Genomic DNA, 22,538 nt, shown 5'->3' on the forward strand with positions numbered 1-22,538 from the left:
ACTCCTAAGCATTACTAGTATCATCAGAAGGTTTCTCTTCAGAATCTGAAGGTTTTTCATCAGAGTTATCATCAGAACCTTCGTCAGGTTTTTCGCTAGGAGTTTGTACTGAAGAACTGTTTGATTTATAGTCTGTAATTTCTTTTATTTGATCAAAAGGAACCTCTTTACCAGCCATTTTAGCGTAAGCTACACCATTTTTAAAAACAATCCCTTCAATAGGATAAGAACCGTAATTTGCAGTTACTTTTTCCCCATTTTTATTATTATAGACTACTTTAACACTATATTCACCATCTCCTGCATAAACACCATCATTATTTCTACCTGGCCATTCTAGAGTAAAGAGTCCTTTTGAAACTTCTTGCCCTTCGCTACTCTTTTCAGAATAGACTAATTTATTATTTTTATCATAAATTTCAAGAGTTAGACCTTTATCATCAGAATCTTCAGGCAAATACATCTTTAAAGCGATTACCTCATCCGAACCCGTAAGTTTGATGGTATTTTCATTAACAGTTGCCATTTTACCAATAGCTCCTATAGCAGAAGTGCTAAATGCCGTAGAAAAAGAGTCTGAAAGTTTTTGCATCGTTTCAACCATCTTTTGCATAGTCGTATTTGTATTTTGCTGCATTTCAAGAGCACTAAGTTGTGAAGTTTGAGTAAGCATTTTATCACTATCCATAGGATCTGTCGGATCTTGATGTTGCAACTCGATCAAAAGAAGTTTTAAAAACGCATCTTTATCAAGTGTCGCGTTAGGATTGCTGACTATACCGGAATTATTGCTGCTGCTTGTTGAACTTGAACTATCAGTCTTTGTTGAACTGCTTGTAGAGCTTGAACTATTGCCGACTGGTGTCCAGTTAAGATTGCTATTCCAATTTGTTGTTGCCATCATAAAATCCTTTTTATATTTAAGTCTTTTTTAATTAAAAGCAAAAAGTATTCCAACTTTAGAAATATTTTGCTAAAACGAGTTCCAAATTAATATTTGATTTTTCATTATTGTTTTCTATAGCATCCTTAAAGCCATATCCACTACGATTTTTACCTTTATTTTGATTTTGTTCTTTTCTTCCTTGATCGCTAAAATTCATTTCAAGTCCAGTAAATCCCATATTAACAAGGGAATTTTTAAACTCGGATTGATGTTGCATAAATAAATTCATAGCATTAGTGTTAGAATTAAAATTAATATGAAGATTACTTCCTCTTTGCACCAAAGTAACTTCAACTTCACCTAAATTATTTGGATTAAGCGTGATGCTTAATTTTGTAATAGGTGCTTTATAATGCTCTACTGCGTCTTTAAGATCATTAGAGAAATACTGCAAAGTCTCTTTTGGCGTGATATTTCTAGTATTATTTTGATTGACCTTACTTAAATCTTTTACCAAAGAATTTAAATCCTCTAAACCGATTTTATTAGCCGTTTCATCGTGATGATTTTTATTTTGATCAAGATTGAAATTATTTTTTGTTTCTTCTTTGTTGGTATTAAGGTGTGTATTATCCTTATTTTGCACCACTTGAGTTTTATTTAAATTTTCAAAATTAACTTTTTGATCATTTAAATTCAATTTTAAATCTTGATTGTTGGTTTTATTGTCTTTTAAAGTCAGATCTTTAGGGGTTAGATTAGAACTTAGATTTTGAGAATCTTTGAGTATTTCTTTATTGGAATTTTTATCTGAATTTATGTTTTGAATTTCGCTTTTTTTACTCTGTTCTTTTAGATTCTTTGAAAGATCTACTTCTTCTAAATTTTGCATTTGATCTTTTGAAATATTTTGCTTTTTATCCTCTTGATTGTTTAAATTTTTTAAAATATCTTTCATACTTTCTTGATCTGCGTCAAGTTTATTATTTTTAATATCTTTTAAAAGATCATCTAACTGAATTGGTTCTTTTTTGGTGTTTAAGGTTTCAAGTTTATCGCTTTTGATTTTTGATTTCTCATTTTCTTGACCTTTTATGATAGAATCTAAATTCTTTAAAGTCTGAGAAAGCAAGGAACTGTCGTCTTTTTTATGGGGGTTATTTTTTTGCAAATTTTGATTTAAATTTTTACTCACATGAGCGATTTTATTGTTAATGATTTCTTTAAAAACATTATCCACGACACCTTTAAAAAAATCCGCTTTATCAAGATTTGGAAAAGTAGCTTTTAAATCAAGCAAACGATCTACTTTGATATTTTTCACATTTAAGCCTAAATCTTTAGCAATATCTAAAAGCTCATTGAGATTGTTTGCACCTTTTAAAGCATTAAAATTAGCTTCAGTTTTTACAAGCTGACTCAATTGGCTTGAAAGATTTGCGAGTTTAATATCTGCGGTATCTGTTTTTAATTTATCAAGCAAGGAAAGAATTTGCATAAAAGATGCTGATTCGAAAATACTGATTTTATCACTATCGTCAAATGATCCCTTTTGAAGTTTATTGATCGCTTCATTTACCACTTCTTTTTCGCTGATCTTCATATGATCAGGCAAAAATTCATTGGTTTCATCGATGGAATTAAGTAAAGAATTTAAGAAATTCTCTCTATCATCTTCTGCGTTTTGAGTGACATTTTCTTCTTTATTTGCATTAGATTTTTGACTTGTTTTTGTTGTTTTGCTAAAAGAATCACTTGATGAAGTTTTACTCGGAGCAAGACTTAAAACATCGTTTTGCGGGGCTACATTTGACATGATCTTTCCTTAAATTTATTTTAAAAATTCATCTGCTGCCAAGTTAGGAAACCTTTCTTCTAAATATGAGTTTTCATAAATTTTTATCATTTTGTTATCATTTAAAAGAATAAGAATTTCCAAAAGCTCATCTAAATTTTTCGCTTGTGTAATTTTTTCAAAATTTTCTTCATTTTCTAGAATCACTGCAAGATCGCTTGAAATTCTCACCATTTTTTCATCTTTATTTGACTTTAAAATCTCCAAAAGATCCAAAGCTTGAAGTAAAACTTCATTTTTTCTATCGATTAAATCTAAATTTAATGGTATAAATAATTCTTCATTTAATGGTTTTGACATGATTAATTTCCTTATTTAAAATGATATTTGCCAAGATAAAAGCAAGAAGTGTTCCAACTTTTTATTTTTCTAAAATTAAGCAAAATTTTTATATAATCTTAGCTTTGAATTTAATAATGGAGAATCTTTTGGAAAATATCAGAAATATAGCTGTTATTGCACACGTTGATCATGGCAAAACAACAATGGTAGATGAATTGCTTAAGCAATCAGGAACTTTTAGCGAAAGAGAACAAATTTCAGAACGCGTAATGGACAGTAACGATATAGAAAAAGAAAGAGGTATTACCATCCTTTCAAAAAATACTGCTATTAATTATAAAGGAACAAAAATAAACATCATAGACACCCCAGGCCACGCCGATTTTGGGGGTGAAGTAGAACGTGTTTTGAAAATGATTGATGGGGTTTTACTTTTAGTTGATGCCCAAGAAGGCGTTATGCCACAAACTAAATTTGTGGTTAAAAAAGCTTTATCTTTAGGGCTTAAACCTATAGTCGTGATCAATAAAATCGACAAACCAGCAGCCGATCCTGAAAGAGTAATCAATGAAATTTTTGATCTTTTTGTGGCACTTGATGCAAACGATGAACAACTTGATTTTCCTATCGTTTATGCGGCTGCAAAAAATGGTTATGCCAAATTAGATCTGAATGATAAAAGTGACAATATGGAGCCACTTTTCCAAACTATTCTTGAAAAAGTTCCTGCGCCAAGTGGCACAAATGACAATCCTTTGCAACTTCAAGTTTTCACGCTTGGTTATGATAATTTTGTGGGCAAGATAGGAATTGCAAGAATTTTTAATGGTGTAGTGAAAAAAAATCAAAATGTAATGCTTGCAAAAGCTGATGGAACAAAAGTCAATGGCAGAATTTCTAAACTTATAGGTTTTATGGGCTTAGAAAAAATGGATATTGAAGAGGCAAAAAGTGGCGATATAGTCGCGATAGCTGGTTTTGAAGCTTTAGATGTTGGTGATAGCGTTGTAGATCCTAACAATCCTATGCCGCTTGATCCACTCCACATAGAAGAGCCAACGCTAAGTATCGTTTTTTCAGTCAATGATGGCCCATTAGCAGGAACAGAAGGCAAGCACGTTACTTCAAATAAAATCGCAGAACGCCTAGAAGCGGAAATGAAAACAAATATCGCGATGAAGTATGAAAGCACGGGCGAAGGTAAATTTAAAGTCAGCGGTAGGGGTGAACTTCAAATCACCATCTTAGCTGAAAATATGCGTAGAGAAGGCTTTGAATTTTGCATGGGAAGACCAGAAGTTATTGTAAAAGTAGAAGATGGTGTAAAAACCGAACCTTTTGAACATTTAGTGATTGATGTACCGGAAGAATTTAGCGGTGCTGTGATAGAAAAACTAGGCAAAAGAAAAGCTGAAATGAAAACAATGGCGCCAACAGGAGATGGACAAACAAGACTTGAATTTGAAATTCCAGCTCGTGGGCTTATAGGCTTTAGATCTCAATTTTTAACTGATACTAAGGGTGAAGGCGTGATGAATCACAGCTTTTTAGAATTCCGTCCTTTTAGTGGTGCTGTTGAAAAAAGAAATAACGGCGCTTTGATCTCTATGGAAAATGGCGTGGCTTTGGGATATTCTTTATTTAATCTCCAAGAACGCGGTGTGCTTTTTATCGATCCTCAAACTAAAGTTTATACCGGTATGATCATAGGAGAACACTCTCGCCCAAATGATTTGGATGTAAATCCTATCAAAGGTAAAAATCTAACCAATGTTAGAGCCAGTGGAAGCGATGATGCTATAAAACTTGTTCCACCTAGAAAATTAAGTCTTGAAAGGGCTTTAGAGTGGATAGAAGAAGATGAACTCGTAGAGGTAACTCCTCAAAATATCCGCGTACGCAAACGCTATCTTGATCCAACCCAAAGAAAAAGAATGGAAAAAGCAAAATCTTAATGGATGCTTTAGAACATCAAAGAATTCTCATATCTAAACGCTTGAAAATTTTAAAAATTTTAAGCGTTTTTGAGTCTTTGATCGTATTATTTTTAGCTTTTGTTTTTATAAGAGATGCGATGATATCTCTTATTTTAGCTGTATTTGTAGGTATTTTTTTCTTTCGCTTCACTTCTAAAAAACTTATTCTTGCTAAAAAAGAATTACAAATTAACGCTCTTAATCTTTTTCTTAAATGCTACGGAGCTAAATTTAAAAAAGAGGGCTTAAGCCAAAAAGATTTTTTAAAATTGGAATTTGTTTCAAATTTAAAAGATTTTAAAAGCCAAAATTGCTTTGATTTTAAGGAATTTAAAATCTATGATGTGCAATTTATCAATGAAAACAAAGATTTTTTTTGCGGAATTTTACTCCAGAGTTTAAAAACAAACAAAAAACATGATTTTAATGATGAAAAAAATATCTATGCCAAGCTTAAAAACAAAAATTTCACTCTAGATCATATCTTTAATAAAAACAATTATTTTCTTATTGCAACTTTGCAAAATCCTTTTTTTATCGATCTTAGTCAAAATTTAAAAGATAATTTTGAAATTTTAGAAAAAAATTTAAATTCCATCAAAAATAAATTTCTTTAGCCGATATAATCTATACAAAATTTTGTAATATTAAATACTTAGACTTAACATTTAAGTTTTAATGTGATAAAATGAAATAAAATAACCAAAACTAAGGAGAAAACTCATGAAAAAACATGTTTTATTGTTAAGCCTTTGTTTAGGTTTAAGCCTAAATGCAAAAAATGTAAGCGATTACAAAGTAGGCGAAGAACTAAATGACAAAGAAGGAGTTGCTTATTTTAAAGAGCTTTCAAACAGACCTGAACAAGAATGGCCAAATAAAAATTTAAGCATCAATGACGTACCAAAAGGCAAAGAAGGAGACTTAATCCGCTATGGTATCAAGCTTTTAAGTAAGACAGAAAGCACCTTAGGGCCTTATAGCAAACTCAAAAAAACAAGCAATGAGGTTAATTGTATCTCTTGTCACATGGATAATGATGGCAATGGCTTACCAGGGACAAAAAAATACGTGATCCCATTTTTAAATGTTATGAACAATTATCCAAGATTAGACATAGAAACCATGAAAATCATTTCTTTAGAGGATAGAATTCGTGGTATGGGTGGAACTGATTCTCATAAATTTCCTAACAATTCTAAAGAAATGAAAGCGATTTTAGCGTATTTTAAATGGCTAAAAAGTGCCTATGGTATCAAAGATGGAGTGAAATTGCAAGGTGAGTTTTTTGCTAAGATGAATTTCCCAAATCGTCCAGCCGATCCGGTTCGTGGTAAAAAACTTTTTGAAGAAAATTGCGTCGCTTGTCATGGAGAAAGAGGACTAGGGGTAAAAAATGCAAACTATGAAAAAGGCACTGGGCATTTATATCCATCATTGCTTATCTATCCTGATGGCGGACACATGGCTATGATCCCATTTTTGGCAAGATTTTTAAAATCTGCTATGCCTTTTGGTGCAAGTGCTGACAATCCGATCTTAAGTGATGGTGATGCTTTAGATATCGCAGCTTATGTTAATACAGGCTTTGTAAGAATGCCGATCGTTACAACAGAAAACCGCGCAGGACTTGACACTGCTTATAGCAAATCTCCGTCCTTAAAGCCTGAATATTTTGCTTCACCACAACAAAATTTAGATCCTAAAGAATACATCAAAGTCAAATACGGACCTTGGAAAAATCCAAACTATTTTCCAGGAGAATAATTGATTTGGGGCTCTCCCAAATCAATCTTCTTTTGCTAAATTTTCAAGACTTTTAATCCCTTCTTCACCGATTAAATTTTCACCTTTTAAATCACTAAATATCGCGTTTAACGAACTCACAATAGCTGTAGAATTAAAACTTAAATTCTCAATAGCCCTTTCTCTTTTTTTCCATATATTTTGCAAGGCTCTTTTTTCAGCTTCAAGCTCTTCTCTCATGGTTTGGTAAGTTTTAAGTATAAAAGTGATTTGAGTGTTAAATTCTTTAGAATTTAGATATTCATATAAAATATGATTTTTTTCATCTTTATTTTGCAAGGCATTTTTTAATTTATAAGCGTTGATTATGCTTTCTCTAAGCACAGCTAAGACGCCTTTAAATTCGGCAAAAGTGCAGATTAAAATTCCTTCTTTAAAATGCGTTTTTTCTTTATCTTTAGGCATGGTTTTTGTGATCAAAACCGCAATATCGCTTTTTGCAGCTATGCTATCTAGCTTTAATTTATCTAGCCATTCTTTATTAAATTCCTTAGTGCGTTTGCTCTCGTATAAGATCTTGCCACAAGTATTTCCAAAAGCATCTTTAACGATGTGCAAACAATCCGCCCCATTAACACCCTTTGGCACTTCTTTAACCTCATCACTAAAATATTCATTTTGGATATATTCTTCGATGAGTAGTTCCGCTGCTTCGCCTTGGAGTTGCTGTGAGCCTTGCTCGACTTTACGTTTTGCCGCATCAAGTTCTTGAGTGACACTTTTAAATTTGATCTCAAGTTCTTTAAATTTTATGTCTTGCTCTTCATTTATGCTTTGAAATTCAAGACGAATTTTTTCCTTTTCTAGCTCTAAATTTTTTCTTTCTTGCTCTTTAAATTCTTTAAAAGCCTCTTCTTTGATTTGCAATTTTAATCTTTCTTCATTTTCTTTTTGTTCTCTTTTTAGCCTTTCATTTTCAGCCTTTAAAGTCAAAAGTTCGCTTAGTTCTTTGCTTTTTTTATTGAGCTCTTCTTGCATGATTTTCTTTTCATTTTCATGTTCTTTAGCGAATTTTTCCATAAAATCTTTTTGAAAAATTTGCTTTTGCAAAAGTGCTTCTTGTTCGATTTTTTGTTTTTCGATGTCAAGCTTTTGGCTAACTTGCTCGCTGATGAGTTTTTCTTGTTCGGCCTTTTGTACTTTTAGCTCGGATAAAATTTTAGAATACTCCGCCCTTTTTTCATTGACTTCTTTTTCAAATTCTTGCTTTTGTTTTTGCATATCTAGTTTAGCTTTGTCTAAAATTTGAGTGTATAAAGCCAAGCTAATATCGATAAAATTTCCGCAATTTGGACATTTTATTTTTTCATTTTGAAAATTTTGCAAATTCTTTCCTTTTGTTAAATGGATTTTTTATAAAAATTATATTAAATTATAGCTTTTTACTTTTTAAAAAGGGAATTTATGCAAAAACAAACACAAATTCACGGCTTTAAAAAATTAAAACTTATTATCATCCTTGCTTTGATGTCAAGCATAGCGCCACTTTCTACGGATATGTATTTGCCTGCGCTTTCTCACGTGCAACAAAGCTTTCAAACGAGTTCTTTTTTAACCCAATTAAGCCTTGCGAGTTTTTTCATCGCTTTTGCCCTAGGGCAGCTTATATATGGGCCTTTAAGCGATGTTTTTGGGCGAAAAATTCCTGCTTTAATAGGAATTTTGTTTTTCATACTCTCTAGCTTTTTTTGCGTGATCATTGACAATATTTATGCTTTTATCGCTTTAAGATTTTTCGAGGCTCTTGGAGGATGTGCTGGAGTTGTGATCGCAAGAGCGATCATTAATGACTTATTTGAGATCAAAGAAGCGACGGGAATTTTTGCCTTGATGATGGTTTTTAGCTCTCTTGCACCTATGCTTTCACCTACTTTTGGTGGATTTTTGCTCGAGTATTTTTCTTGGCATAGTATTTTTGCTACGCTATTTGCCCTTGGGATCACGCTTTTTTTAATGATACTTTTTGGGCTTAAAGAATCCGCACCCAAAGTTGCTGATAAAAAACAATTATGCCCTTATGAGGCTTTTAAAAAATACAAAATCGTTCTTAGCGATAAAGCTTTTTTCATCTGCGTTATTTGTGTATCTTTCGCACTGGCTGCGATGTTTGCTTATATCGCTGGATCGAGTTTTGTTTTTACGCAATTTTTTGGCATCAGTGAGCAAAAATTTGCACTGATTTTTGGAGCCAATGCCTTTGGATTTGTCATCTGTGCCAATATCAATGCAAGATTGGTTTTAAAATTTGAAAGCAAAAAAATTCTCTCTAAAGCTTTGGTGGTTATGCTTTTATCGACGATTGTTTTGCTTGTAAATGCTTGTTTTTTCCCGAATTTATTTCTTTTTGAATTTAGCCTTTTTACGAGTATAGCTATGCTTGGCTTTATCGCGCCAAATACTGTGACTTTAGCCATGGCAAGATTTAAAGAAAATAGCGGAACAGCTTCAGCTATACTTGGGGCTATGCAATTTGGCTTTGCTGGGACGATTTCTTACATCGTCGGTGCCATAAATGCAAATACACCGATAATCCTTGCTTTAGTAATGTTTATTTGCGTTTTGATCGCTAATGGAGTGTATTTCCTAGCTAAACCTAAAATTTAGCTAGGCACTATGGAATTTTTTCTAATTGTTTTTATAAAAGAATACGCGACAAAGCCAAACATCAAAGTATAAAATCCACCAATCACGCTAAGCGGATCAAACAAAACTCTTTTATCTGTAAAAATCCCCATAACAGGTAAAATAATTTTTGGAGAAATCCCCATAATAATAACAATTGAAGCATAAGATAAAGCTATAAAAATATTTCTCATTATTTTAAATTTTATACATAAAAAAAGCAAAGCCATATAAAGAGAAAGTATTACAAAATTTGTAAAAAATATACTTATAGAGTGATCCTTTATCAAAGATTCTATATTTTCATTATAAAATTTTAAAAGCTGATACAAGCTGCCTTCTATTGATACTTTAAATCCGAAAAAATAATCAAAACCAAGAATAATAAAAAAACTTAATATACTAAAAATTCCTATAATTATCAAAAGTGAATTAAAGCTTTTTAGGATATCCGTATGATGATCGCAAAGCTGATGATAAAATATAAGCTGCCATCGCTCGATTTTTTCTTTCAAACTTTTGTCTTTTTTGTGCTCTAGTTCCAATTCTCTAGCATAAAGCTCTTGTGTTCTTAATTCTGAAGCATCGATTTGATTATGATGGGCTATGCGATTACTCTTTAATTTTCTAAATAAATCCCTATAGTTTAACAAATTCTTATAGTTCTTTTCGGTATCTGAATTTATTTTAGCTTTGATTTCATCAAAATCATATTGTATGTATTTGTGCTCTATATTAAATTGATTAGAAAATGTGCAATTTATAAAATTTGGTTTATTGATTTTTGATTTATCATTTAAAACGAAATCAACATCTTTAAAAACGACTATATTATTAAATATCACATTTTCAAAATTTAACTCACCAATATTTAAGTTTTTAAAACTTGTAACATCTTTAAAGATTACATTTTTAAAATGATATTTTTGTTCCGTGCTTTTTTTATTAGAAATAAATTCAGCATGATAAAATTCTATATCTTTAAAGATAAAATCATTATCTTTAAAAACTGTATCTATAAATCTAACCTCATCTTTAAATTTTGAAAGATAAAAATTTACCCTAGCTTGGAATGTTGTTTTTTTAAAGAAAACCTTATTTTCAAAAAATGTTTCTCTAAAACTATTTATTATTTTATTATCTTCTCGCTTGGCTAAAAATTGAGCTTTTATAAATCTAACCTCATCTTTAAATTTTGAAAGATTAAAATTTACCCTAGCTTGGAATATTGCATTAGAAAATGAGGTCTTTTTTTCAAAAATTATCTCTTTAAAACTATTTTCTATTATTTCATTATCTTCTTGCTTGGCTAAAAATTGAGCTTTTATAAATCTAACCTCATCTTTAAATTTTGAAAGATTAAAATTTACCCTAGCTTGGAATATTGCATTAGAAAATGAGGTCTTTTTTTCAAAAATTATCTCTTTAAAACTATTTTCTATTATTTCATTATCTTCTTGCTTGGCTAAAAATTGAGCTTTAAAAAAACTCACTTTATCTTGAAATGTTGCTTCATTAAAACTCACTTTATCTTGAAATGTTACCCTATTAAAATCAACTTCTTTTTCAAAATTACAACCGATAAATTCAACTTCTTTTTCAAAATTACGATTAAAAGCAAAAACTTGATCTAAAAAATTGCATTTTAAAAAAACAATTTTTACATCGTTTTGATTTGAAAATTTTATGTTTAAAATTTTACTAAACCCTATGGTAAGCTCTTTTATACCTTTTTCTTGCAAAACGTCAAAATCTATGCTTTCTATAGTAGCATAAAATATTTCTATCTTAGCTTCCTGAATATCAAAATTTGAATATCTTCTAGCCAAAATGCCATAACGTTTTAAATCCTCGATAAAATTTTCACTATCCATTTAATCCCTCATCTTTCATCGTATTTCCTTGACTTTCATTTGTTTTTAGCTAGGCACTATGGAATTTTTACGTGCGGTTTTTTGGAGTGAAAAAAGGACTAAACCTATAAGTATAGTATATAATATATTTAAAGTTAACAAACTTACATGATTAGAATTTCCATTAGAATCACTCGTAAATTTTCCTATTAAAGGATGAATTATGCTAGGTTGGTTTATTAGCATTATAAAAAATACCGCATATGACAAGATAAGTATTACATATCGACCAAAAAATAAAGATTTCGTATAAACCAAACAAATATACAAGCTAACAAATAAAGAATTTATAAATAACGAGTATCCAAAATCTTTGTCTAATTTTAAGAAAAATTCGGAATATTTAAAAAATTCTAAAAATAATCCTAGAAATCCTAGAAATCCTAGAAAAACACAAACAAAGAAGAACGCAAAAATCAAACTTTCTAAAAAATAGAGAAAATCTTTTAATAAAATATTTAATTTTATATTTGATCTTTTCAAAAATTTACAAAATATCAAAATAAACACAAAAACTATGCAAACAATAGCTCCGATACCAAACTCAAATCTAAAATTGTTAAAAATCTCAACACTAAAATCAATATTGAATTTGTTAAAAATATTACAACATTTAGATAAAATCGTCTCTGCATCTTTTGATTTATCATGAGGTTGAATAAAAATTAAAAACAAAGGATATAAAGCAATCAATAAAATCAGATTGTTAAAAACTCGTAAAAAGTCCGTATGATGATCGCAAAGCTTACGATAAAATCTCAAAAGTAAAAAATCTACTAATTGAAAATAATTACTATTGTTTTGCTTTATATCTTCGTCAGTCTTGACATTTTTAAGCTTATTCCAACTTTGTTTTAGCTCTATCTCTTTACAATAAAGCTCGTATTTGTGAAAATTTGATGCGTCTAGGGAGTTATTATCTTTTATCAAAGCATTTTTAAAAACCCTAAAAGAATCTCTAAAATCATTAGCAAATTTATCTAAAGATTTTTCATCTTGTTCTTCATTTTTATTAAACTCTTCATATTCCTCATTGATTTGTGTTTTAAAATCATCAAAATTAAAATTTAACTTTGCATTGACAGCATTTAAATTTCCTTTGAAAATTACTTGAGAGAAATTCGGAGCCTTTTTAAATGTTACCCCGTAAAAACTAGCCATTTTTTCAAATTCGCATGCATAAAAAATAGTATAATTATAGAAAATAGAATTATCAAAATAAGCATTCTCTAAAAACAAAGATTCATCAAAAACAAGCCGATATTTCAATTCAACATTCAGCATATAAATTTTTCCCTCGTATTTGCATTTATCAAAAAATACGTTAGATTCAAAAATAGCACCGCTAAAACCAACACCACTTTTAAAAATAACTTTACTAAAACAATTATTTTCCACATTGTCATATAATGATGATGTTAAAAATTTAGCACCGCTAAAATTAATCTCATTAAACACTGAATTACGAAAAATCACCCCTGACTCAAATCTAGCAGAACTAAAATTAACAATATCTTCAGATTCTATATCTTCAAAAAGAATTCTTCCTTGTTCATCTTTTTTTTGTGTTGCCAAAAATTCTGTATTTGAAAAATCACTCGTCTTTTTAAATTTCACAGAAGAAAAATGTATCAGCGACTCAAATTTAGCATTACAAAATCTTGCTTTATTTTTAAAAATAACATATGAAAAACTTGCCGTTGAATCAAATATGGTATCGCAAAAATCGGCTTTATCTTTAAAAATAGTACCTAAAAACTTTACCTCTATAAAGTTAATCCCTATTTCTTTATTTAAAAAGGAGACTCTACTAAAAACAACTGGCTTTTCAAAAATAGCCTCTGTAAAATCTACATGTGTTTCGAAGCGTGACCCATCAAAAAAAGCGTTGGACTTAAAAATGCTCTCATTAAAATTCACTTCCTTGTCAATATATTCTACATTAAAAACACTTCCTAAAAAATTTATATTCTTATAAAAAGTACATTTTATAAACTTAAAATTATTTCTAAATAATAATTTTTTAGCATTAATTTGTTTCAAAATTATACAGTCATAAAAATATATATCTATATTGTTTTCTTCAGCAAAGACAATATTTTTAATTACGCTTTTTTCTATAGAAAGCTTCTCTATGCCTTCTTTTTGTAAAGCATCAAAATCTATGCTTTCTATACCAGCATTAAGTATTTCTATTTCAGTTTCCCGAATAGCAAACTGTAAAGACCGTAAAAACAGTGGCCCACCCCTAACTAAAATACCATAAGGTTTCAACTCTTCAATAAAATTTTTATTCCTCTCTAATCTCTCATCTTTCATTGCATTTCCTTGACTTTCATTTGTTTAGCTAGGCACTATGGAATTTTTACGTGCGGTTTTTTGGAGTGAAAAGACAACCAAACTTATACAAAAAATATATAAAAATATTGTTATATTTTCTAAACAAGCTTGACGAGATTTGAAAGTAAAACTTACCATTTGAAACAGATTAAAAGGACTTATCGTGATATAAAAAAAACAAATCACCGCATAATATAAAATAAAAAAAGTTCTAACAAACAATAAGCCTATAAAAGAATATATAAAGATTAAATATACAGCATTGCTATCATTTAAAGCTTTCACATCTAGAATATTTTTTAATACTTTAAGCAAATCGTTGTCTATACTAAAGAATTTAGACAAATTCCCATTTCCATACTTTAAAACAAACAAAATAGAAGCAAAAAAACCTACAATTGCAATCAACCATCTTAAATTTAAAATCAAGTCCGTATGATGATCACAAAGATTTCTATAAAACATAAGTTGGTATTTATCCAACCATTCTTTAGAAAATTTCTTAGGTTTTTTAGAATTTAGCTCTATCTCTTTACAATAAAGCTCGCATTTGTGAAAATTTGATGCATCTAGGGAGTTATTATCTTTTATCGAAGCATTTTTTAAAACCCTAAAAGAATCTCTAAAATCATTGGCAAATTTATCTAAAGATTTTTTATCTTGTTCTTTTTTATTTTTATTAAATTCTTCACACTCTTGATTGATTTTCTTTTCTAAATCTTCAAAATCAAAATTTAAATTTATATTGACAGCATTTAAATTCTCTTTAAAAATTGCTTGAGAGAAATTCGGAGCCTTTTCAAATTTTACCCCATAAAAACAAGCATTTTTTTCAAATTCGCACTCATGAAAATCAGCATAATCTTTAAAATAAGAATTATTAAAATACACATTATCTTTAAATTTAGACATTTTAAAATAAGCTTCATAAAATTCATTATTTTTAAAATCAACTTCCTTTAAAAATTGACAATTTGAAAAATCAATTTGTTTTTTAAAAGTTACTTTTTTCAAACTATTTTTTATTATTTGATTACCTTCTTGTTTGGCTAAAAACTTGGCATTAAAAAAAATCACTTTATCTTGAAATATTGCTTTATTAAAACTCACTTTAGCTTGAAATGATACTTCTTCAAAACTCACCATATCTTTAAATGTTGCCTTATAAAAATTCGCTATAGTTTGAAATGATGTTCCATTAAAAAAAACTTCTTTTTCAAAAGTTACGTTTTCAAAACTATTTTCTATTATTTCATTATCTTTTTGATTGGCTAAAAATTGAGCTTTTATAAATCTAGCTTCACCTTTAAATCTTGAAATACTAAAATTTACTCTAGCTTGAAATTCTGCTCCACTAAAATCAACTTCTTTTTCAAAACTTGTTTCTCTAAAACTATTTTCTATTATTTCATTATCTTTTTGATTGGCTAAAAACTTAGTTTCTATAAATTTAGCTTCACCTTTAAATTTGGAAAATTTAAAATTTACTCTAGCTTGGAATTCTGCTCCACTAAAATCAACTTTATTTTCAAAAATTGTTTTTATAAAATTATTTTCTATTATTTCATTATCTTTTTGATTGGCTAAAAACTTGGCATTAAAAAAAATCACTTTATCTTGAAATATTGCCCTATTAAAATTAACTTCTTTTTCAAAACTACAACCAAAAAAACCAACTTCTTTTTCAAAATTATACTTCAAAGCAAAAACTTGTTCTAAAAAATTACATTTGGTAAAATAAATTTTTACATCGTTTTGATTTGAAAATTTTATGTTTAAAATTTTACTAAACGCTATGGTAAGCTCTTTTATACCTTTTTTCTGCAAAGTGTTAAAATCTATGCTTTCTATAGTAGCATAAGATATTTCTATCTTAGTCCCAAACGAGCAAAACCGCCAATCCCCTTTGGCTAAAATGCCATAAGGTTTTAAATCCTCGATAAAATTTTCACTATCCATTTAATCCCTCATCTTTCATTGCATTTCCTTGACTTTCATTTGTTTTAAATATCCAAAAATTTTATAATAAATGTTAATCTTAATTATTTTTTTCAAATTTATTAAATGTCATAAAAAGTTGCAAAAAATTTCCAACTAAATAAAACAAAAACTCAACTTCATAATATTTAAATTCTTTGCTATTGCTTTTGCAATGTTTAGCTCTATTATTATTTAAGCTCTGATAGTAATTTAAAATTTCTAAAAACATTTTTTTAAAATTTTCATCTAGTGAATTTCCAAAATATTGCAAAATTTCATCTTTTTGATTTTCAAGTGATTTTTCATTATTGAGCAATTGTTTTAAAAAAAGTTCTAATGACAATCTTGTTTTATCTACAACATCTCTATAATTTTCTTTTGTTATAAAATTTTTTAAGGCTTCTGATAATTGTTTTTTAGCTTTTGGATAATCTTTCAAAAATTCCAATACATCGTTTATTAAAACTTTGTCAAAAATCTCTATATTGCTAGGATAAAATTCATACTTATCATTATAATATAATCTAAAAGGCTTATTAGACACTAGTGCAATATCATTAAAAGTTAAAAGAAATTTATCATCTTTATCTTTTTTACAAAAATTAATTATATTTTCTAACGCCTCTAAAAATTTTACATCTTTAAGTTGCATCAATAAACTATAAAGTGCAGTTTCATGAAACACAAAATAAGAATCATGCAAACCATTAAAACGATTAAGCATAGATATTGTGCCTGAAAACTTCTTTTTACCTTTATAAGTTTCCCCAGCAATTAAAAATATTTTTTGTTCAAGCTCTGACAATTGTTCTGGGTTTATAATATCACCTATTAAAGTGATACATCTCTCATAAAATCTGTCTTCTATCTCTATATTCCATCGTTTTGCAAAATCTCTTTTAGTTTTAAAAAGCCAACCTCGCTCAATATTTTTATTTTTCATTTGCATTACTTGCCTTCGATTATTTTTATCTCGTCTTCGGTGAGATTGTAAAGTTTATAAACTAAAGTGTTTATTTTGTCTTCTTGGATTTTGGTGTTTGCGTTTTTGTCTTGTTCTTTTGCTTTTAAAATCTCATCGACTAAGCTTACTAATTCATCGGCTGTTTTTTGATTTTTGGAATTTATCTTTGGTATAGGAAATCTTTCTACATATTGATTTGATAATAAAAAACCTTTATCAGAATACAAATGCCCTATATTTTTAAAATAATAAAAAATCAAGCTAGAATTTAAAAACCCTAAAAGATAAGAAAGTTCATTTTTAGAATTTCCTGTCATAAATGCCATAGAATCTAGCAAAACGCATTCTTTTTCTAAAATAAAACTTGGCTCTTGGGTTACTCTTTGCCAACCTATCTTTTCTTTTTCAAATTGCAATAAATATTCCTTTGTTGGATTATTATCCAATTCAAGCCAATGATGCTGTCCTAAATATGGTTTTTGCTGTGTTTTAGGTTTATTGGTGCATTGTCCTCTAGCTTGTAATTTTTCTTTATATTTTTTCAAATGATTATATATAGCTGGATAATCTTTTTCTAAAATTTTATAACTTCCAAATTCAAAAGCTATTATCCAAAGTCCCGCCCATTCATAAACATACCTTTTTATATCGCGTCCGCGTAGCATTTTGCGTATGAGTTTGGCGGTGCGTTCTTTTTCTTCTTCGTCTTTGCAATTTGACAAAATCTCATCTTTTGTTTCAGTGGTGATGATAAAAGCTTCATTGTAGCCGGTTTTGATACCATAATTTATATTAAGCCCATACCAATCCTTAAGCGGAGTGCCTATACGCTCTATCTTAGCCTTTAGGGCACTGATGTTTTCATCGCTAAAAGTAAAGCTTTCTTTACTTAAGGATTTTTGCGGAAGTTCTTTGAAATTTGTATTTAAAGCGATATGAAATTGACAAGCTTTTAAATTTTCATTATCTAAGGCAAGGTATTTGAAATAAGAATCTTTAGGCTTTAGCTTTTTAAAACTCAGTATGCTTGTATCCACTGTGGCACTATCGAAAACTTTGACGCCGTTTAGATCGATGTATTCGCAAATTTGAGTATTTTTGAGTAAAAATTCACGCAAAGCCTCGCCATATCCTGCACGAGTGTATTTGTTAGATGTGATGAAAGATAGGACGCCATTTTCTTTAAGTACGTTAAAACCTAGCTCGTAAAAATACGTATAAATATCGCTCGTGCCTTTATAAACCTTATAATTTTTCGCCAAATGAGGCTTAAGTTCTTTTATCTCTTCTTGTCTGATATAAGGCGGATTGCCGATGATGAGATCAAAGCCTTGAAAATTTCCGTTACTATCAAGCACTTCAGGGAATTCAAAACGCCACTCAAAAGGATGTGATTTTTCTAGCTCAAAAATACGCTCATAAAGATCTAAAAGTTTTTTAAATTCTTTTCTTGCGGCTTTTTCATCAAAACTGAATTCAAACATATTTTTAGAAAAAAAGCTTTTAAATTTTTCATCATGATGTTCATCAGCTAAAAAATCGCCGTATTTTTTAGAATACTCGTTTGCGTTGTTGGTTAGTTGTTTGATTTCTTTGGCAAATTTGTCTTTAAGGCAAAAATTTTTAAAAGATTCTTTGAGGTTTTTGATTTCTTTAGCGATGAGATTTTTATCGGTGTAAAATCCTTCCTTATAGTCTTTAACTATGTATTGATACTTTTTCATACGCTCTTTGATGTTAGGGTAATGCGATAAAGACTTTTGAGTGTCAAAATACGCGATCAAAGAATTTCCGCATTTTATGTTTATGTCGATGTTGGGTAGGGTTTTAAGATCGTGATAATTTTCATCATCAAAACTTTGATAAAAACTATGCTTTAAAAGCTCTATCCAAAGTCTTAGTTTGGTGATCTCGCAAGAATTTGGGTTGATATCGACGCCAAAAAGATTGTTTTCTATGATGTCTTTTTTTGTGTGAAAAAGTTCTTGTTGGATCAAATGCGCTTTGTCTTTGTGCGTGCTTGGGCGTTTATATTCTATAAATTCACCTTTGCGATCGGTGATGAGAATTTCATCGTTTTGCACTTCTAGGTAAAATTCTTCTTCGAAAAGATTTAATTCATCATAAATGCTAAGCATCACATTTAAAGCAGAAACCAGAAAATGTCCGCTTCCCACGGCCGGATCGCAAATTTTGATGGAATTTAAAAGCTCTTTTTGTGCGTTTTTGTCTTCTTTTCTCAAAGATTTTCTTAACTCGCTTATGTCTTTAGCCTCAAGATCGAATTTGGCGTTGAATTTATCAAGAACTACTTTTGTGATACTTTCTTTACACATATAAGAAGTGATAAAGCTTGGCGTATAAAAACTTCCTTCTTTGTAGCCGTTTAGTTTTTCAAAAACATTTCCTAAAACGCTAGAGCTTATGAGTTCTTTTTGGCTTAAAATTTCGCTTTGCTCATCATCGCTACCAAAATCAAAACTATCTAAAAATTCAAACAAATACTCTAAAAGCCCAACTTGTCCTTTTTTAGCCTTGCATTTATCATCCTTTAACACCGTGTGTTTATAGTAATCAAGCTTTAGATTGTTGCTTAAATTTGCGATTTCAAGGGTATTTTCTATGCTTTGTTTTTCAAATAAAGATGAATTCAAGTAAGGCAAATAAGCAAATTCGCTTTTCTTTCTTGTATCTTTTGCCTTAGCTAAAATTTCAAAGAAAAGTTCGCTCAATTTACCAAAATCTGGAATTTTTTTGACATTTAAAAATTTCAAATTTTTATCATCATTAAAACGCACCAAATTTGACTCGATAAGCTTTAAAAATAAAATACGATTTAACCATAAAATCAAAAGCTTTAAAATGACTTCAAAATTTTCTTCTTTAAGCTTGGAATTAATAGCCGTATAAAAAGTACCCTGCTCTTCTTTGCTTTCCTCGCTTTTGGCGATGATGAGTTTTGAGTTTTGTTTGTTTTCACAAAGCCCTAGGATATACAAAAGCTCTTTATAAAACGCGTTGTTTAGGGAATTTGCGTCGTTTGGATTGAATTCGGCCAATAAACAAGCTTTATTAAAAATTTTAAACAAGGGTTTTAACTCGCTAAAGCTTGGTTTTTCTTGCTCTAAAATCGGCTTTAAGTCGATAAAAATTCCTTTCAAACTGCTTTTAAGATAAAGATCTGAATTTAAAAGCTTTTCAAATTCCTTGTAAATTTCATCGGTATTACCTTTAAAAAGAGAGGCTTTGTTTTCAAAATTTTCAAAAGCTTCTTTACAATGCTTGTTTTTGTTAAAAAGCTCTTCAAACAAATCTGCCTTGAAAATGAAAAAACTATAAAAATCCGTGATGATGATATGCTTAAGTGATGAATTTAGGGCTTTTCTTTCGCGAAGATAATACAAAATGCACTCTTGCAAGGCTTTGCAATTTGGCTTGTTTTGAGTGAAAAATTCTTTAGAATGAGGCGTTTTTGCTTCGATGATGACTTGAGTAAATCCATCTTTTTTTAAGGCTAAATCTATGCCGCTATTGCCTTTGTGTATGCTTTTGACTTCGCATTCAAAATTGAAACTTTCAAAAAATTTGCTTAATGCATTTGCCACGAGGGAATCTTCGTTGTTTTTGAGATTGTTTTCGAGGTTGGTTTTATAGTCCTTTAAAATCTTAACAAAATCGTTTAATTCTGTCTCTAAAATAGGCTTTTTGCGATAATAAGGATTTAAAAATTCTTTTTCATTAAGCAAAGTAAAAAGCATCATCAACCTTTAATAAAAAAATAATTTATTATTCTACTAAAATTTACTTTTGATAAAGAAAAAATCCCTACAAGTTTTTTATTTTTTAAGAATTTAATACATTAACAATGCCTTTATATGCCTCCTTTACCAATTCTTTCTCAAAAAAATCATTTAAAATTTGAATAAAATCTTTTACATGATTTTCATTTTCGATCAACCAATAAATAAAAGCGTATTCTCCTTCTAGTTTTTGATTGTTTATTAATTTATCGCAATAATAATGATCTTTGTATTTTTTAACATTTTCTTTTTTTATATCTTTAAACAATTCTAAACATTGCTTATATTTTTCATCTTCACCATCGTTTGATATTTCAAATGTTAAACCAAAAGTATCGTAACGACTTTTTTGAAAATAAAGATAAATGCAAGGATATAAACTCTCATTTTTATAATCTTTAGGATAAAAAACTAACACGCCTCGATTGGCGCGATTTTCTTCTATTTTATTAGCAAGAAAAATAATATCGCTTATTTTAATTTCCATTTGCTCAAAATTGTCAAAAAATTCTTCTAAGATGGTTTTGCAAATACTATTCCATTTATACTGAATGATATTTTTAGCTTTTTTATAATCTTCTTCTTTTAAATTTTTAAGTTCTGATTTGTTTTTGCTGTATCTATATAAAATCATAGCATTGTTTAAATTTTTCATTTTTGTTTTTATATCTTTTGAAAAAACAAATTCCAACACATCATCTCTTTGAATATACTCATTTGTTATATACCATTGTAAAATATCTTTATATTGTTTGAGAGTAAAAATAATATTTTGTATATCAGATGAGAATTTTTGATTTTTAATTGATTTTTTTTCATATATTTTTATACATTGACAAATCCATTCTTTAATCCACATATAATCCATTTTCAAATAGTAACTCATGATATTTTCATTTTTATCTTTGATCAAATTTTCTTTTATAGTAAAACCGCCTAAGCTGTAATAACTGGGATTAATATCCGCATCTTGATGCAAATATATAGTTAATATATTTTTATAGCAATCATTTACATCTTTGATATTTTTTCTTATAAAGCTAATGTAATCTTTTAATTGATTTTTTTGATCTTTTGCGTAAATTTTATTTTCTATTATAATGTATCTTTTATCTTTGAATGTTATCAAAATATCTATTCTTCTATTATCTTTGACACAGGCTTCTGTTTCTATACTTTTTATATCTTCTACGTTTAAATTTTCAAACTTAGTATTTTTTAAACTTTTACCAAGTTTTTCTAAAAATATTTTTGCAAAATTTTTTTGATAATGTCCTTTTTCTATATCAACCAAATAAGCTATAAATTTAGAATGATAATTTTCTTTTTCTTCAACATCTAAAGCTTCAAATATATTTATATCGCTAAAACCATCATTAGCATCTTTTTCAAATTTATGATCTGCTTTAGATAACCCTTTGATAAAATATTCCATATCTTTCCTTCTATTTTACAACTTCTCATGCTCATATATCAAACAAACCATTTTTTAAATTATCATTTATTATATAAAAATATATTGAATAAAAACCTTTATTGTTTAATCACAAACTAAAATAAGGCTAAAGTACAACCAACTAAACTTTTAAATCCTACCTAATCAAACTATAAAATAAACCTTGATAAATGCTAACCCTAAAACATTTCTCATAAATCATTTAATAAACCCAAATCTTAATAAATTTCTTTTAATTTATAAACCAAACTTATTCACAAACTAAAACAACAAAGTTAAAACATACAAAGCATCCAAAGAAAAAAATAAAAGATTAATTTAGCAAGATCCATAAAACTCATTTTAATAAGACTAACCAAACTAACCCAAACAACCAAAAAAACAAAAACCAATCAAACATCAGCTAAAGCTATACAACTGAACAAGATAAAGCTACACAAGCAAATACAAACCCAAACCTTAAACTAAATTCTTTTAAATAACTAAACTAAGATAAAAAAATAAATTTCAATAAATCTAAAAAAATAATCTAAACCCTTAACCAAACAACCAAACTAACATTAACTAAACTATTTTATATTTAAAAGATTAAATACTCTAAGAAGATTAAAATAAGAAGTAGAATAATTAACAAGTCCGCAATGAGCTACTTTCCCCC

14 protein-coding genes are annotated in these 22,538 nt (G+C 28.8%); 4 read left to right on the forward strand and 10 right to left on the reverse strand.

The window, feature by feature from the left end; all coding sequences use genetic code 11:
* Positions 1–4: 4 nt before the first annotated feature.
* The 3 genes from CQA75_RS00895 to CQA75_RS00905 are packed head-to-tail and all read right to left on the reverse strand — an operon-like array spanning position 5 to position 3,041.
* A complete protein-coding gene (locus CQA75_RS00895; protein WP_137623172.1) occupies positions 5–904 on the reverse strand; it encodes a flagellar basal body rod modification protein in 900 nt (299 codons plus the stop codon).
* Positions 905–959: 55 nt separating this feature from the next.
* Positions 960–2,702 carry a flagellar hook-length control protein FliK gene (gene fliK / locus CQA75_RS00900; RefSeq protein ID WP_137623173.1) on the reverse strand — a complete coding sequence of 581 codons (1,743 nt, stop codon included), beginning with the start codon at positions 2,700–2,702 and terminating at the stop codon, positions 960–962.
* Between the two features lie 15 nt (positions 2,703–2,717).
* Positions 2,718–3,041: a hypothetical protein gene (locus CQA75_RS00905; protein WP_137623174.1), complete on the reverse strand. Its 324-nt coding sequence runs from the start codon at positions 3,039–3,041 to the stop codon at positions 2,718–2,720.
* Positions 3,042–3,169: 128 nt separating this feature from the next.
* Between CQA75_RS00905 and typA the strand changes: the two genes are divergently transcribed.
* The 3 genes from typA (at position 3,170) to CQA75_RS00920 (ending at position 6,766) form a co-directional block, all read left to right on the forward strand.
* The gene (gene typA / locus CQA75_RS00910) at positions 3,170–4,978 is read left to right on the forward strand and encodes a translational GTPase TypA (RefSeq protein ID WP_137623193.1); all 1,809 of its coding nucleotides are present in this window, start codon (positions 3,170–3,172) and stop codon (positions 4,976–4,978) included.
* Positions 4,978–5,616, forward strand: a complete 639-nt coding sequence (locus tag CQA75_RS00915) for a poly(A) polymerase (protein WP_137623175.1) — start codon at positions 4,978–4,980, stop codon at positions 5,614–5,616. Before typA ends, CQA75_RS00915 begins: the two co-directional genes overlap by 1 nt.
* Before the next feature lie 106 nt (positions 5,617–5,722).
* The gene (locus CQA75_RS00920) at positions 5,723–6,766 is read left to right on the forward strand and encodes a c-type cytochrome (RefSeq protein WP_137623176.1); all 1,044 of its coding nucleotides are present in this window, start codon (positions 5,723–5,725) and stop codon (positions 6,764–6,766) included.
* Positions 6,767–6,787: 21 nt separating this feature from the next.
* Here CQA75_RS00920 and CQA75_RS00925 read toward each other — a convergent pair whose 3' ends face one another.
* Complete coding sequence (locus CQA75_RS00925; RefSeq protein ID WP_137623177.1) at positions 6,788–8,131, reverse strand: DUF2130 domain-containing protein; 1,344 nt, start codon at positions 8,129–8,131, stop codon at positions 6,788–6,790.
* A 78-nt stretch (positions 8,132–8,209) separates the two neighbouring features.
* On the opposite strand from CQA75_RS00925, the gene CQA75_RS00930 reads away from it, so the two are divergent.
* Complete coding sequence (locus CQA75_RS00930) at positions 8,210–9,409, forward strand: multidrug effflux MFS transporter (protein ID WP_137623178.1); 1,200 nt, start codon at positions 8,210–8,212, stop codon at positions 9,407–9,409.
* Here CQA75_RS00930 and CQA75_RS00935 read toward each other — a convergent pair.
* The 6 genes from CQA75_RS00935 to CQA75_RS00965 form a co-directional block, all read right to left on the reverse strand.
* On the reverse strand, positions 9,406–11,301 hold the full coding sequence (locus CQA75_RS00935; protein ID WP_171000060.1) for a pentapeptide repeat-containing protein: 1,896 nt from the start codon (positions 11,299–11,301) through the stop codon (positions 9,406–9,408). The two genes, CQA75_RS00930 and CQA75_RS00935, sit on opposite strands and share 4 nt — an antisense overlap.
* Positions 11,302–11,346: 45 nt before the next feature.
* Positions 11,347–13,053, reverse strand: coding sequence for a pentapeptide repeat-containing protein (locus CQA75_RS00940; RefSeq protein ID WP_137623195.1), 1,707 nt, complete (start codon positions 13,051–13,053; stop codon positions 11,347–11,349).
* A gap of 630 nt (positions 13,054–13,683) precedes the next feature.
* Positions 13,684–15,639 (reverse strand): pentapeptide repeat-containing protein, encoded by a 1,956-nt coding sequence (locus CQA75_RS00950; RefSeq protein ID WP_137623179.1) that lies wholly within the window; start codon positions 15,637–15,639, stop codon positions 13,684–13,686.
* A 79-nt stretch (positions 15,640–15,718) separates the two neighbouring features.
* Entirely contained in the window at positions 15,719–16,603 is an 885-nt protein-coding gene (locus CQA75_RS00955) for a hypothetical protein (RefSeq protein WP_171000061.1), read from the reverse strand.
* A gap of 5 nt (positions 16,604–16,608) precedes the next feature.
* Complete coding sequence (locus tag CQA75_RS00960; protein WP_137623181.1) at positions 16,609–20,382, reverse strand: class I SAM-dependent DNA methyltransferase; 3,774 nt, start codon at positions 20,380–20,382, stop codon at positions 16,609–16,611.
* 85 nt (positions 20,383–20,467) lie between these two features.
* On the reverse strand, positions 20,468–21,859 hold the full coding sequence (locus CQA75_RS00965) for a PDDEXK-like family protein (protein ID WP_137623182.1): 1,392 nt from the start codon (positions 21,857–21,859) through the stop codon (positions 20,468–20,470).
* Positions 21,860–22,538: the final 679 nt, after the last annotated feature.

Origin of the sequence: Campylobacter taeniopygiae (assembly GCF_005406225.1) — a bacterium.
Lineage (GTDB): Bacteria > Campylobacterota > Campylobacteria > Campylobacterales > Campylobacteraceae > Campylobacter_D > Campylobacter_D taeniopygiae.

What these genes read in the sequence shown, in the direction of transcription:
- CQA75_RS00905 (WP_137623174.1), bottom strand. Translation starts at nt 3,041, where the DNA reads ATGTCAAAACCATTAAATGAAGAATTATTTATACCATTAAATTTAGAT.
- fliK (WP_137623173.1), bottom strand. Translation starts at nt 2,702, where the DNA reads ATGTCAAATGTAGCCCCGCAAAACGATGTTTTAAGTCTTGCTCCGAGT.
- CQA75_RS00920 (WP_137623176.1), top strand. Translation starts at nt 5,723, where the DNA reads ATGAAAAAACATGTTTTATTGTTAAGCCTTTGTTTAGGTTTAAGCCTA.
- CQA75_RS00955 (WP_171000061.1), bottom strand. Translation starts at nt 16,603, where the DNA reads ATGAAAAATAAAAATATTGAGCGAGGTTGGCTTTTTAAAACTAAAAGA.
- CQA75_RS00930 (WP_137623178.1), top strand. Translation starts at nt 8,210, where the DNA reads ATGCAAAAACAAACACAAATTCACGGCTTTAAAAAATTAAAACTTATT.
- CQA75_RS00915 (WP_137623175.1), top strand. Translation starts at nt 4,978, where the DNA reads ATGGATGCTTTAGAACATCAAAGAATTCTCATATCTAAACGCTTGAAA.
- CQA75_RS00950 (WP_137623179.1), bottom strand. Translation starts at nt 15,639, where the DNA reads ATGGATAGTGAAAATTTTATCGAGGATTTAAAACCTTATGGCATTTTA.
- CQA75_RS00965 (WP_137623182.1), bottom strand. Translation starts at nt 21,859, where the DNA reads ATGGAATATTTTATCAAAGGGTTATCTAAAGCAGATCATAAATTTGAA.
- CQA75_RS00895 (WP_137623172.1), bottom strand. Translation starts at nt 904, where the DNA reads ATGATGGCAACAACAAATTGGAATAGCAATCTTAACTGGACACCAGTC.
- CQA75_RS00935 (WP_171000060.1), bottom strand. Translation starts at nt 11,301, where the DNA reads ATGGATAGTGAAAATTTTATCGAGGATTTAAAACGTTATGGCATTTTG.
- CQA75_RS00960 (WP_137623181.1), bottom strand. Translation starts at nt 20,382, where the DNA reads ATGCTTTTTACTTTGCTTAATGAAAAAGAATTTTTAAATCCTTATTAT.